The sequence below is a fragment of the Nocardiopsis chromatogenes YIM 90109 genome, assembly GCF_000341185.1.
Taxonomy (GTDB): Bacteria; Actinomycetota; Actinomycetes; order Streptosporangiales; family Streptosporangiaceae; genus Nocardiopsis_A; species Nocardiopsis_A chromatogenes.
In genome coordinates this window covers 22387-34555 of record NZ_ANBH01000312.1, presented here as the reverse complement: position 1 = coordinate 34555, position 12169 = coordinate 22387, and the positions used below count along the sequence as shown (strand labels likewise).

Genomic DNA, 12169 nt, shown 5'->3' with positions numbered 1-12169 from the left:
CCGCCGAGCCGGCCATCGTGCGCGGCCGCGACGCCGCCGCGGTCCAGGCGCTCGCCGACGCGATCGCCGACCCGGCCCGCCGCCTGGCCGTCGTCGTGTTCGGCCCCCCGGCCGACATGACCGTCGCCGCCTGGCGGGACGCCATGGCCGCGGTGCTCTCCCGCTCGGCCGGGATGTGCGCCGGGTACGTCCTCGACGCCGCCGCCCACGAGCGGCTCTCGGTACTGCTGCCCCCGCCCGCGGACGTGCCCGCGGGCGGCGTGCGCACCTTCCTGCCCGGCGTCGACCCCGACGACTGGGCCGACGCCCAGCGCCACCCCCGCATGTCGGCGCACACCCTGGACGCGGCCCGCGAGGGGGCCCGGGTGCGGCCGTGGGTGAGCAGGGCGCTGGCGCGGTCGGTGCGCGACACCGCGGTCGACTCGCCGCTGCCCGCCGAGCTGCGCGACATCGACACCCTCCTCAACGAGGAGGAGCTCGACGCCTACCTGCGCGAGCAGGAGAACGGGGCGGCCTCGGCGCCGGTCGCCCCCGCCACCACCGGGCCGCACGGCACCGACCTCGTCCCGCTGCTCAAGTCGCGGCTGGCCGACCAGGCCCGCGACGCCGAGCGGCTGCGCTCCGAGGCCAAGCGGCTCAGTGTGCGCAGCACCGAACAGGCCAAGGAGCGCGAGCGGCTGGCGGCCGAGCTGGCCGACGCCACCGAGGACCTGCACAACGCGCGGGCCGCCCTGCACACGGTCACCGGCGAGCTGGAGTGGCTGCGCGAGCGGCTGCACGAGGAGGGGCTGCACCGGCTGGCCGGGGAGCACCCGCCGCCGGACCGCCCGCTCGGGCCGCCCCGCACCGTGGAGGAGCTGCTGGAGCGGATCACCGACCGCAGCAACTTCCCGCACCTGTACTTCACCATCGAGGACCGCGACACCGTGCGGGAGCTGACCGGCAGCCGCAAGGAGAAGCTGTGGGTCACGCGCGCGTGGGAGGCGCTGCTGGCCCTGGACGACTACGCGCGCTACCAGCTGGCCAACCCGGGCTCGGGGCTGGGCTTCCACGACTACCTGCGGGAGCCGCCGAACGGCTACCGGGCGGTTCCGGTGAAGCGGCTGGCGTCCCGGGAGAGCGACACGGTGCGCAACCGGGACAAGCTCAGCGACAAGCGGGTGTTCAAGGTGCCGGAGGAGGTCTCCCCCACCGGCGAGGTGCCGATGTACGCGCACATCAAGCTCGACAGCGAGTACGGGATCTGCCCCCGCCTGTACTTCTACAGCGACCTGGGGCCGGACACCACCAACCGCATCTACATCGGATACCTGGGGCGCCACCTGCCGGTTCAGGGCACCAACTGAGCGCTCGTACCCTCGGAGGCATGCAGACCCCGACGGAAGCGGGCACCCGCGTGCTCCCCGGGCAGGCGCCGCGCGTGCTGCCCGAGGAGGAGTGGCGCGGGCGCGAGGCCCGCCACCACGCGCGCGTGGACGCCCTCGTCTCCGGCCACCTGGAGCGCAGGGCGGCCGGTGTGAAGCACCCCGTCGAGGACTTCCTGTTCACCTACTACAGCCACAAGCCCGCGCAGCTCCGCCGCTGGCACCCCGGGGCGGGGGTGGCACTGGCCCGGATGGACCCCGAGGGGGCGCGGTGGTACCGCGCCGCAGAGGCCGCGGGCGCGGCGGATGCGCCCGGCACCGTCGCCGCGGAGCTGGACGTCCCGGCGTTCCTGGCCAAGAAGGGCCCGACGGTCGCGTTCGTGCTGCGGCTGCTGCGCGCCGTGCAGGGTCGCCCGGTGCACCTGGGGTGCTTCGGCCTGCACGAGTGGGCCATGGTGTACCGGCTGGGGCAGGAGCAGGTGCGGCACTCCGCGGTGCCGCTGCGCCTGGGGCGCGAGGGAACGGACGCGGTGGTGGAGTCGCACCGGATCACGTGCTCGCACTACGACGCGTTCCGGTTCTTCACCGAGGAGGCGCGGCCGCTGAACCGGCTGCGGCCCACCCGGGAGGGCCAGGCCGACCTGGACCAGCCGGGGTGCCTGCACGCGAACATGGACCTGTACAAGTGGTCGTACAAGCTGTCCCCGCTGGTGCCGTCCGAACTGGTCGCGGACTGCTTCGTGTTCGCGAAGGACATCCGGGTCCTGGACATGCGGGCGTCCCCGTACGACCTGGAGGCGCACGGGTACGCGCCGGTCCGGATCGAGACGGCGGAGGGCAAGGCCGAGTACCTGGAGGGCCAGCGGTCCTTCGCCGAACGCGGCGCCGAGCTGCGGGGCCGCCTGCTGGAGGTCCTGGCGGGGGTCGAGCACCTGCTTCCGGACGAGCGCGGCTGAGGGGACGGGCGTCCGCCGGGACGTGTGCGCCGCACCCGTTCCGACGTGGTTCCGTCGTGGCCGCGCGGCGCCCGCCGTCCGCGCCTCACCGCCGCCCGGCGCGGACCAGGCCCGAGTCGTAGGCGGCGATCACCGCCTGCGTCCTGTCCCGCACGCCCAGCTTCGCCAGGATGTTGGACACGTGCGTCTTCACCGTCTCCACACCCACGAACGCCTCGGCCGCGATCTCGGCGTTCGACAATCCCCGCGCCATCCGCTTCAGGGTGTCGGCCTCGCGCTCGGTCAGCCCCGCGACCGCCTTGGCCGCCGGTCCCGCACCGTCGGCGTGTGCGGCCGCCAATGACCGGATCGCCTCCGGGAACAGCAGCGAGTCGCCGGTGTGCACCACCCGTACCGCCGCCAGGATGTCCTCGGGCCTGCTGCGCTTGAGCAGGAAGCCCGCGGCCCCGGCCCGCAGGGCGCCGTAGACGTAGTCGTCGTTCTCGAAGGTCGTGACCACCAGGACCTTCGGCGGCCGGTCCCGGCGCACCAGCTCCGATGTCGCCCGGATACCGTCCAGGCGCGGCATCCGCACGTCCATCAGCACCACGTCCGGCCGGGTGCGCCGCACCAGGTCCAGGGCGGCGTCGCCGTCGTCGGCCTCGCCCGCCACCTCCATGTCGGGCTCGGCCCGGATGAGCGCTCCCAGCCCCGCCCTGACCAGCGCCTCGTCGTCGACCAGCGCAACCGAGATCATCGCCGCCCCGCCGTCCCGTCCCTCGTGGGCCATCGGCCGCATGCCTCCGCCGTCACCGGCCACTCTTCCACGGGATGTCCGCCACCAGCCGCCACACCCCGTCCTCGGCCCCCGCCCGCAGGTCGCCGCCCAGCAGGCCGACCCGCTCCCGGGCGCCCTCCAGCCCCCTGCCGCCGCCGCGGCGGCGCGGCCGACGCCCGGCGCAGGGGTTGGCGACCTCGACGCGCACCGTGTCGTCGGCGGCCTCCACCCGCACCCGGATGGGGCCGCCCGTCCCGTGGCGCAGCGCGTTGGTCACGCCCTCCTGGCAGATCCGGTACAGCTCCCGCGCGACCGCGGGCGGCACCTCCCCCACCGGGCCGGCCGCGGTGTACTCGGCCTCGGTCCCCGCCGACCGGGCCGCCTCGACCAAGTGCGGGACGTCGGCGAGGGCGCGCTGAGGGGCCCTCTCGCCCGGGTTCTCGCGCAGCAGGCCGAGCACGTGGTCCAGTTCGGCCGTGGCGGTGCGGGCCTGCTCGGCGATGGCCTCCAGCGCTCCGCGGGCGAAGCCGGGGTCGCTGTCGATCACCCGGGAGGCCGCCCCGGCCTGCAGCGCGACCACCGACAGCGCGTGGCCGATCGAGTCGTGCAGTTCGGCGGCGAGCCGGTTGCGCTCGCCGAGGTCGGCGGCGCGCGCCCGCACCGCGGCGAGCCGGTCGGCCGTCGAGGCCCCGAGGAAGGGCCGCGCCAGGCGGGAGGCGGCCGCGCCGAGCAGCGCCACCGCGTAGATGAACAGCACCAGCAGCCCCGCGCCGGCGAAGGGGGCCGCCCAGCGCTCGGCCCCGGACGGGTTCCAGTTCACCAGGATGATGCGCTGGCCCAGGTCGGGGGCCTCGCCGAGGAGGGGGATCAGCGCCAGCGACGCCGCGTCGGTGAGCACCACCATGGTCGCGATGGACACGGCCAGACCGACCGCGAACAGCAGCGCCAGCCAGCAGGAGCCGCGCGCCCGGGTGCGCCAGTCGGCGCCCGCGAGCCGGGGCTCGTCGGCCAGCGGCCCGCCGAGCAGGCTGCGCGCGATCTGGGCCTGGACCGCGTGCACCCCCGGGATGAACCCCGTCAGCCCGCCGAGGAGCGCGGCCACGGCCGTTCCGGCGAAGCCCTCGGCGCCGAGGCCGCTCTGGTCCGCTCCGGGCGTCGGCCCCCACGGCGTCACCAGGGTCATCAGGACCAGGACCGCGATGAAGAAGGGCATGAACAGCGCGCCGCCCAGGACCAGGTACACCCAGCGGGTGTAGGTGCGGGCGGAGGCGAGCGGCGCGGCGGCGGCGCGGAGGATCCCCACACCGTGATCGTGGCACGCCGCGGGGGACCGGCGCTTCCCTCGCCCGGGGGACGCGGTTCACCGCGCTGCGGGAGGCCGTCGGCGCGCTTTCCCGGGAGTGTCGAAAGCGGAAGACACGGCGGCGATAGCGGCCACGACACGGGGAGGCGGCCATGGCGGTAGAGGCACCGACGAGGAGGAGCGCGGGGAGGTGGGCGTTCCCCGCGGCGCTGGCATGGGCGGTCGGGGCGGCGCTCCTGTCCCTGGCGTGGGCGGCGGAGGTGCTCCCGCACCCGTTCTCCCGGACCGACGCGGTGAACATCGGGGCGGTGCTCAACGCGTTCGACCCCGCGGTGGGAACGGCCTTCATGCTGGCGCTGGGCGCGCTGGGCACGGCCTGCGGAACGGTGCTCGTCCGCGCCCCATCCGGGGTGGCGGGGCGGGCGGCGTCGGTGACGGCGCTGCTGATGGCAGGGGTGATCGTGCTGGTCCCCCTGCAGGGCTCGCTGCTGACGGCGCTGGGGTACACGCCGGTCGTCATCGTCGCGGGGTGGGCGCTGCCCGGGCTTCCGACCGCCTACGTGGAGCACATGACCTCGGCGGAGAACCTGTTCCTGATGTACTGCGCGCTGGGCGCGGCGCTGTGGGGCGTCAGCGGCCTGGTCGGGCTGCGCGTGCAGCGCGGCTCCTGCACGGCGTGCGGACGGGACGGGGGCCGGACCCGGGAACAGGAGGAGCGCATCCGGGCGGCGGCGCTGCGCACCGGCCGGATCGCGGTGGCGGTGGCCGTGGCGGCGGCGCTGGTCTACCCCTCGATCCGTATCCCGTGGCTGTTCGGGTACTACCCCGGCCTCGGGACCGAGCAGGGGTTCACCCCCGATACCGGTCTCCTGGTCGTCGGCATGGGGCTGGCCTCAGGCGCGATGGGCGGCTCGGTGCTGATGCTCGGCCTGGTGCAGCGGTGGGGGGTGCGCTTCCCCCGCTGGATGGTCGGCCTGGCGGGTCGGCGTGTGCCGGTGTCGCTGGCGGTGGTGCCCGCGACCCTGGTGGCGCTGGCGTTGGTGTCGCTGGGCAAGGTGGTCCCCGCCGCGTGGCTGACCGGGCGGTTCTTCACCGCGGACGCCCCGGGCGGCCCGAACCCCGTGCACGAGGCGGCGTTCGCGTCGATGCTGGTGTGGGGCGCGGCGCTGGCGGTGGCGACCGGGGCCTACTGGGTCCGCCGCCGCGCCGAGTGCGCCGCGTGCGGAGAGGGGTTCCCCGAGTCGTTCCGGTGAGCGCACCGCGGGAACGGGCCGCGGGACGGTGAAGAGCCGCCCCGCGGCCCGTCGGTGTGCGGCGCCCGTCGGGAAGTCCCAGGCCCGCTGCTTCCTTCTTCTACGCCGACCTCAGCGCCCGCTCCGGGGCCCGCGGACCGCGGTGCGGCGGACGGTGAGGACCAGGAGCGCGGCCCCGGCGCACACCAGGGCGATCCCGGCGGCCGTCAGGTCCGGACCCGTACCGGTGACCGGGAGGGTGCCGTCCTCTCCCGCGGCGCCGTCGCGGGGGCCGTCGCCGCCCGCATCGGCGCCGTTTCCGTCACCGTTGCCGCCGTTGGCTCCGTTGCCGTCATCGCCGTTTCCGTCGCCGTCGCCGTTGTCGCCGTTTCCGTCGCCGTTGTCGTCGCCGTTGTCGCACTCGACCCAGAAGACCTTCTGCTTGGCCTTGCCGTGCTCACCCTCGAAGTTCCAGAACAGCTTGTAGTGGCCGTCCGGAAGCTCGTACACCTGGGTCTCACCGCTGCCGTCGTCCCCGATCGTCAGCGCTCCGGAGAGGACCTGCGTGCCCTTGTCTCCGCCCGGAGCCCACTCGTCGACCTCCCAGCTCACCTCCTGGGCCTTGTCGAAGCCGGAGCCGACGAACGTGAACGTGCACACATGCGGCTCATTGGCGTTGCCCGTGGACGGGTCCTCCGGGTCGACCACCTTCACCGTGCCGTTGTCTCCGGGCGGATCGCCGGGGGTGTCCGCCGCAGCGGGGTGCACCGCCGTCCCCAGCGCGGCGAACATCGCCCCTGCCGCGAGCAGGGCTCCGACGGCGGCACGGGCGGGCTTCCGGAGTGGTTCCGTCCGCAGAGAGATCTCCATAATGACTCCTTGTGGTGTTTTATGCACAACGAGTCAATGTTCCGAGGGCGGATCCCCGCCTCCGTTCTCGGACACGCCTCATGACGAATCATTGAAGGAACATCGGCGGACGGAGCCGGGGGCGATCCCGTGTGCGGACATCCCGTCGGCCCACCGGGAGGGCCTTACCCCGTGGGCACACCTTGGTCTCGGTCCGTGACCGCATCGCGCCAGCGGCCCGCCTGCCGCGCGCGCTCGGGCATCACCACGGTGACCGCCCTGAACGCCCGGCGACCGACCCCGTGTGCAGCCCCCTGTTCCGCGCTCCCCCGTGCCCAGGGCGCGACCGCGCGCTCGCGAGGAGGCCGTGATGCCCCTGCTCCCCTCCGGCGCCCCCGCCTCCGGAACCGTCCCGCCCGCGCTGGACGGGCATGTCCTGCTCCAGGTCAAGACGGCCCGGCCCGCTCCGCTCGCGGACGTCTCCCCGGTCGACGGCGGACTCGTCTTCTGCGGCCGGAAGGCCGCCGACAACGCGGCCGGGGCTCTGCGCGAGCGCGGGTTCCCCGGGCCCGTGCTCATCGACCCCTCCGCCTACGAGAAGCACGCCGCCACGCCCGAACGCCCCTTCGTCACCGGACAGGGGTCGCTCCTGATCGAGGACGGGCTTGAGGAGGAACTGGAGCGCCAGCGCAAGCGGAAGGCCACCATGGCCCTCACCCCCACCGGCTACCTGAAGGCCGGGGACCGCGCATCGCTGGAGGCGGTCGCCGAACGCGCCTCGGACATCAGGGGCGATGACGTCCTGCTGGCCCTGCCCCTCGACATGGGCTGGCTGCGAGGGGCGCGGCACCACCACCTGATGGCGCTGCTCCCCCGGATCCCGCTCCCCAAGGCGCTCATCCTGTGCGCGCCGCGCGATCCGCTCTCGACGATGAGCGCGGCCCGCAATCTCCGGGAGGTCGTCTCCTCCGTCCCCGGGATCGGCCTGCTCCGCTCCGACATGGCGGCGCTGGACGCAATGGTGCACGGTGCCGGGTTCGCCGCCGTGGGCGACTCCCCGTCCGCACGCCATGGGCCGGTGCCGGGGGGGCGGCGGTGCCCCGCGTCCCAGGCGCGACCCGGCCGTCCTCTTCCCGCGCGCGCTGAGCTACCACTACGGCGAAACGCTCGCCGCCGCCTTCGAGGGGGCCACCGACGTGCCCCGGTGCCACTGCGCCCCGTGCCGGGAGTGGGGCGCCGCCAACGGCACCGCCGACGGCCTGCGCCCGCTCACCACGTTCACCGACTCCGCCGACAGAGCCGACGCACACCGGCACAACCACGCCGCCTGGTCGATGATCTGGGACTACGTCATGGCGGCCCCGGACGAGAACGAGGCCGGAAGGCGCTGGGGCGGATGCTGCGAGCGCGCCCTCCCCACGCTCGCGGCGGCCAACGTCGGACGTCCGGACAACCCCCTCAAGCCGCCCCCGGCGCTACGGGTGTGGGCGGGAAGCGGCGCCCGTTCCCGGCGCCGCTGAGGCCAGGACCTCCGCCTCACCCGCCCCGGCCAGCACGAGCTCGGAGAACTTCCACGTCACCGCCGTGTGGCGGCGGAGTCCGGGCGCCGGGGCCACGAGAGCGCACACGCCGCCGCCCTCGCCCGTGCCGCCGCGGCACCGCGCGCCCAGACCGATGCCGTAGTAGTCGGCCTCATAGGCGGCCACGGTGCCGTCCCTGGGGCGCCGACCGGCCACCGCGACGCGCGCGCTGGTCGGCGGGAAGCGTCCGGCGCGGCGCAGGGCGGTGCGCCATGAGGGCGCCTCGACCACGACCATCTCCACCCGCAGGGGGGCCGAGGCCAGGCGGACGACGTCTGGGCCGTCTCTGCGCAGGGCGGCGCGCGGCGCCGCCCGCAGCAGGTACCTCTCCCGTTCGGTCAGGGCCTTGTCGGGGACGGGTTCCCCGAGGGGCAGGCCCATCAGGGCCTCCAGCACGCCCAGCCGCAGGATCGGCGGCTGCCCCGTGTCGACGCGCCTGCGCACTTCGGCGGCGTCGGGGCGGAACAGGAGCAGCGCGGGCACACCGAGCACGCGGAGCCGGACATGGCGCACCCGGCCGGGGGCCTGCGCCCCGCCCCCGCACCCCTCCTCCAGGGCGCCGACGAGGCGGCGGGCGAAAGGCAGGAGCGCGTCGGCGCGCCCCTCACGGGTATCGACCTCACCATCAGTCCGCACCGGCCCAAGTGTGCCGGATCGCTCCCCCGCCCGCAGGGGATTCCGGCGGGCCCTCGCCGGGCACGGCGCGCGGCGCCCGGACGCTCCGGACGCCCTGGGCGGTGCGTCCGGTGGCCCCTGGGGCGGGAGCCGCCTAGCATTACCGACGGTACGGTCGAACGGCGTCCGCCGGAGCGGTGCCGCCCGTCACCCCGCACACCAGGGTCGAACGGGAATGACGCCACGCCGACGGGCGCGACCTGCGGGCCGGAACCGGCCGGGGAACGACCGCTCGGCACGCGGCCGCACCGTCCGTTCCGACCGTGATCCGTATCCGTATCCCCCGCGCCGCCGCCCCTTCCCCGTCCCCACGGACGCGGGCGGGGAACGACGTCCGCGGCCCCGTGCCGGAGTCCGGCACCGTGACGCCCGAGGCCCCGAGAACCCGTGACACACGTCCCCGAGTCCCCCGCCCCGTCCGGTCACGAAACCGGCCACGACATCGGGCCCGCCGACGGGCCCCCGGACGGCTCCGGCCCCGCCGTCCGGATCGGGTTCTTCCAGTTCGCCCCCGGGGAGCGCAGCGCTCAGGAGAACATCGCCGCCGTCCGGTCCGCCCTCGACGGCGCCCGGGACGCCGTCATCGTCCTGCCCGAGTTCTTCCTCGGCGCCTACCGCGGCCCCGGGGAGCGCTTCCCAGCGGGCGGGCTGGCCGACGTGCTCCGTCCGCTCACCGAGGCCGCCGCCGACCGGCGCCTGCGCCTGGTCGGCAGCCTGCCCGTGCAGTGCTCCCGGGGGCGGGTCAACCGGGCGGTCGTCATCGGCCCGGACGGGCCGCGCGCCGTCCACGACAAGGTGCGGCTGTTCGGGGCCGAGCGGGCCGCCCTGACCCCCGGTGCCGCCGGGCACCGGGTCGTCGGCGTCGCCGGTCTGCCCTGCACGGTGCAGATCTGCATGGACATCGCCGACCCGGGGCCGGCCCGGGCGGCCGCGGCCGAGGGGGCCGCGGCCGTCCTGAGCCCTTCGGCGGTCTCCGTGGACCTGCTGCGCATCCTCCACCGGGCGCGCGCCGTGGAGAACCAGGTGGTCAGCGTCTTCTGCAACCGGCACGGGACCGACCCCGACGGCACCGTCTACCTGGGCCGCAGCGCGGTGTTCCTGCCCGACGGCACGGACGTCTCGGCCCCGGCCGACGCCGACGCCCTGGTCCTGCGCGCCCTGCGACCCGAGCTGCTGCGCGCCTGGTCCGAGGCGCGCCGCGCCCTCATCGGCGCCCCGCCTCCCCCGCCGCACCCGCTCAGCCGCGCTTGACCACCAGGCGGTCGCCCAGGACCAGGGCGTCCAGGTCCATCGCGAGGAAGGCCCGGCAGGCGTCGTCCGGGGTCTCGACGAGCGGCTCGTGCCTGCGGTTGAACGAGGTGTTGAGCAGGACCGGCACCCCGGTGTGCGCCTCGAAGCGCCGGAGCAGCAGGTGGCAGCGCTCGTCCTGGTCGCGGCGGACGGTCTGGACCCGGGCGCTGCCGTCGACGTGGGCCACCGCCGGGATCAGCGCGCGCCGCTCCGGCCGCACCGGGACGGCCAGCTCCATGAACGGGGTGGGCCGGTCCAGGTCGAAGAAGTCCGCGGCCCGCTCCTGGAGCACCATCGGCGCCGGAGGGCGGAACCATTCGCGCCGTTTGACCGACCCGTTGATGCGGCCGCGCATCCCCGGGCGCCGGGGGTCGGCCAGGATGCTGCGGTGCCCCAGCGCCCGGGGGCCCAGCTCCGACCGCCCCTGCCACCATCCGAGCACCTGGCCCGCGGCCAGCCGCTCCGCCGCCTCCTCGACCAGGGCGGCCCCGGTCGGCCGGGCGTGCCGCACGCGGTCGGCGACCCGCCCCAGCGCCGCCCCGACCGCCTCCGGCCCGTAGCGCGGCCCCAGGTAGGCGGTGCGCAGGGCGGTGTCGACCGGCAGGCCGCGCCGGTGCACCTCCAGCATCAGCTTGCCCAGCGCCTGGCCGTCGTCGCCCGGCGCGGGCCCGACGAACACTGCGCCGAACGGCCCCTCGCGGACGATGCGGGCGTTGGCCACGCAGTTGAGGCCGACCCCGCCCGCCAGGCAGAGCCGGTCGCCGCCGACCAGCCGGTGCGCCCGGCGCACCAGGCCCAGCAGGATCTCCTCCAGCACCTTCTGCCCGGCGTGCGCGATGTCCATGTCGTCCCGGCCGAACCGCCCGGCCCGCACGGGCCGCCCGCGCGCCGCGGCGAAGGCGTCCCACACGGCCTGCTCGCGCGGGGCGGGGGCGGGCCAGCCGAAGTACCACCGCCCCATCGTGTTGGCGAGCACCGCCCGGGTGAAGCGCGGGTCCACCCGGTAGGTGCCGTCCGCGGCGGTCCCGGCCCACTCCCGCACCATCGGTGTGAAGCGCGAGGGCCGCCCGTGGGCGGCCAGCGCCATCGTGGTGCCCTCCTCGTGCAGCCGTCCCGCCCCCGCCAACGCGCCGACGGCCGTGTAGAAGTGGCCGAGCGAGTCGGCGACGAAGTCCCCGTCCGTGGTGGAGAACCGCTCCACCGCCTCCAGGCCGTCTGGGCCCGCCCTCCACAGGGAGGTCCCGGTGAGCAGCCCCCCGCAGTCGCCCTGGCCGTCCACCACGAGCACCGCCGCGTCCGGGAAGCCGGAGCCGTAGAAGGCGCCCGCGGCGTGGTAGCGGTGGTGTCCCTCGCGGACCAGACCGCCGGAGTTGTCCACCGCGAGGTCGCCGGGGCCGCCGAAGAGCCCCCGGTAGGCCGGAAGGGAGCGCAGGTGGCGGTAGGCCGGGCGGGAGTCCCAGCAGTGCTTGCGCCGTTCGCCGACGCGCTCGGAGGCCAGCGCGGTGATCCCCCCGCCGGGCTCCAGCAGGGCCGCGCCCCCGTCGTGCCAGGAGCTGGCGTGGGTGTGCACCAGGACGGGCAGGACCGGGCCCACGGCCGACACCCCCTTCACCGCCCTCAGGCGGTGAACCCCAGCGAGGCGACGAATGTGAACTGCGGCGACTTGTTCTCCAGGCGGACGACGACGAAATCGTCGTACAGGCCCGGCGGGACCTCGGTGTCGACGCGCACCCGGACGCTCACCCGAGCGGGAAGGGCGGCACCGGAAAAGTCGATGGGGACATCGATCTTATTGTTGGCGGCACTCGTCAGCAGGGCGCTCGAAAGCACCGTCTCGGTGAAATGGTTCGGCTGGTCCTCCTCGTAGAGGATGACGGTGACCGCATGCCCCGGATATCCGCCGAAGGTGGCCACGTCCTGGGTCCTCAGCCGCAGCGTGGTGGTGTCGGGGCCGTTCGGGTCGGTCTTGGCCAGCGTGAGCGGGAGTTCCATGGCGAGCCCGGAATACTCCGCGTCCCCGTAGACGCCCGGCTCGTCTCCGAGATGAATGCGCCCTTGCCACACGAGTTCCGCTTGGGAGCTGTGCATGCACCCTCCTCGCCGATTCGCGGAGCCGCATCGTAGCACCGGGCGGCCGCTGCGATTCCAGAGTCCTTTTTCCTG

At 75.3% G+C, this 12169-nt stretch carries 11 protein-coding genes; 5 read left to right on the top strand and 6 right to left on the bottom strand.

Features of this window, described 5'->3' with window-relative positions; genetic code table 11:
* Positions 1-1346, top strand: a 1346-nt coding sequence (locus tag D476_RS0127600; protein WP_017627126.1) for a hypothetical protein, incomplete at its 5' end; no start/stop codon positions are given.
* A 20-nt stretch (positions 1347-1366) separates the two neighbouring features.
* Positions 1367-2320, top strand: coding sequence for a hypothetical protein (locus D476_RS0127595; protein ID WP_017627125.1), 954 nt, complete (start codon positions 1367-1369; stop codon positions 2318-2320).
* Positions 2321-2405: 85 nt separating this feature from the next.
* Here D476_RS0127595 and D476_RS0127590 read toward each other — a convergent pair whose 3' ends face one another.
* Together D476_RS0127590 and D476_RS0127585 are read right to left on the bottom strand one after the other, a co-directional pair.
* A complete protein-coding gene (locus D476_RS0127590) occupies positions 2406-3056 on the bottom strand; it encodes a response regulator transcription factor (protein WP_040727793.1) in 651 nt (216 codons plus the stop codon).
* A 52-nt stretch (positions 3057-3108) separates the two neighbouring features.
* Positions 3109-4380 (bottom strand): sensor histidine kinase, encoded by a 1272-nt coding sequence (locus D476_RS0127585; protein WP_017627123.1) that lies wholly within the window; start codon positions 4378-4380, stop codon positions 3109-3111.
* A gap of 152 nt (positions 4381-4532) precedes the next feature.
* On the opposite strand from D476_RS0127585, the gene D476_RS0127580 reads away from it, so the two are divergent.
* Complete coding sequence (locus D476_RS0127580) at positions 4533-5633, top strand: hypothetical protein (RefSeq protein ID WP_017627122.1); 1101 nt, start codon at positions 4533-4535, stop codon at positions 5631-5633.
* 111 nt (positions 5634-5744) lie between these two features.
* Here D476_RS0127580 and D476_RS34785 read toward each other — a convergent pair whose 3' ends face one another.
* A complete protein-coding gene (locus D476_RS34785) occupies positions 5745-6482 on the bottom strand; it encodes a hypothetical protein (RefSeq protein WP_017627121.1) in 738 nt (245 codons plus the stop codon).
* A 1049-nt stretch (positions 6483-7531) separates the two neighbouring features.
* On the opposite strand from D476_RS34785, the gene D476_RS39425 reads away from it, so the two are divergent.
* The gene (locus D476_RS39425; RefSeq protein WP_017627119.1) at positions 7532-7981 is read left to right on the top strand and encodes a hypothetical protein; all 450 of its coding nucleotides are present in this window, start codon (positions 7532-7534) and stop codon (positions 7979-7981) included.
* Here the strand turns inward: D476_RS39425 and D476_RS0127565 are convergent.
* The gene (locus D476_RS0127565; RefSeq protein WP_017627118.1) at positions 7937-8677 is read right to left on the bottom strand and encodes a hypothetical protein; all 741 of its coding nucleotides are present in this window, start codon (positions 8675-8677) and stop codon (positions 7937-7939) included. The two genes, D476_RS39425 and D476_RS0127565, sit on opposite strands and share 45 nt — an antisense overlap.
* 426 nt (positions 8678-9103) lie before the next feature.
* On the opposite strand from D476_RS0127565, the gene D476_RS0127560 reads away from it, so the two are divergent.
* Complete coding sequence (locus D476_RS0127560; protein ID WP_017627117.1) at positions 9104-9967, top strand: carbon-nitrogen hydrolase family protein; 864 nt, start codon at positions 9104-9106, stop codon at positions 9965-9967.
* Here the strand turns inward: D476_RS0127560 and D476_RS0127555 are convergent.
* Both D476_RS0127555 and D476_RS0127550 read right to left on the bottom strand, forming a co-directional pair.
* Complete coding sequence (locus tag D476_RS0127555; RefSeq protein WP_239648843.1) at positions 9954-11600, bottom strand: carbamoyltransferase family protein; 1647 nt, start codon at positions 11598-11600, stop codon at positions 9954-9956. The genes D476_RS0127560 and D476_RS0127555 overlap by 14 nt on opposite strands.
* A gap of 23 nt (positions 11601-11623) precedes the next feature.
* On the bottom strand, positions 11624-12094 hold the full coding sequence (locus D476_RS0127550; protein WP_017627115.1) for a hypothetical protein: 471 nt from the start codon (positions 12092-12094) through the stop codon (positions 11624-11626).
* Positions 12095-12169: the final 75 nt, after the last annotated feature.

Excerpts from the sequence above, each read along its gene's own strand:
- D476_RS0127595 (WP_017627125.1), top strand. The coding sequence starts at position 1,367 with ATGCAGACCCCGACGGAAGCGGGCACCCGCGTGCTCCCCGGGCAGGCG.
- D476_RS0127590 (WP_040727793.1), bottom strand. The coding sequence starts at position 3,056 with ATGATCTCGGTTGCGCTGGTCGACGACGAGGCGCTGGTCAGGGCGGGG.
- D476_RS0127580 (WP_017627122.1), top strand. The coding sequence starts at position 4,533 with ATGGCGGTAGAGGCACCGACGAGGAGGAGCGCGGGGAGGTGGGCGTTC.
- D476_RS34785 (WP_017627121.1), bottom strand. The coding sequence starts at position 6,482 with ATGGAGATCTCTCTGCGGACGGAACCACTCCGGAAGCCCGCCCGTGCC.
- D476_RS39425 (WP_017627119.1), top strand. The coding sequence starts at position 7,532 with ATGGGCCGGTGCCGGGGGGGCGGCGGTGCCCCGCGTCCCAGGCGCGAC.
- D476_RS0127550 (WP_017627115.1), bottom strand. The coding sequence starts at position 12,094 with ATGCACAGCTCCCAAGCGGAACTCGTGTGGCAAGGGCGCATTCATCTC.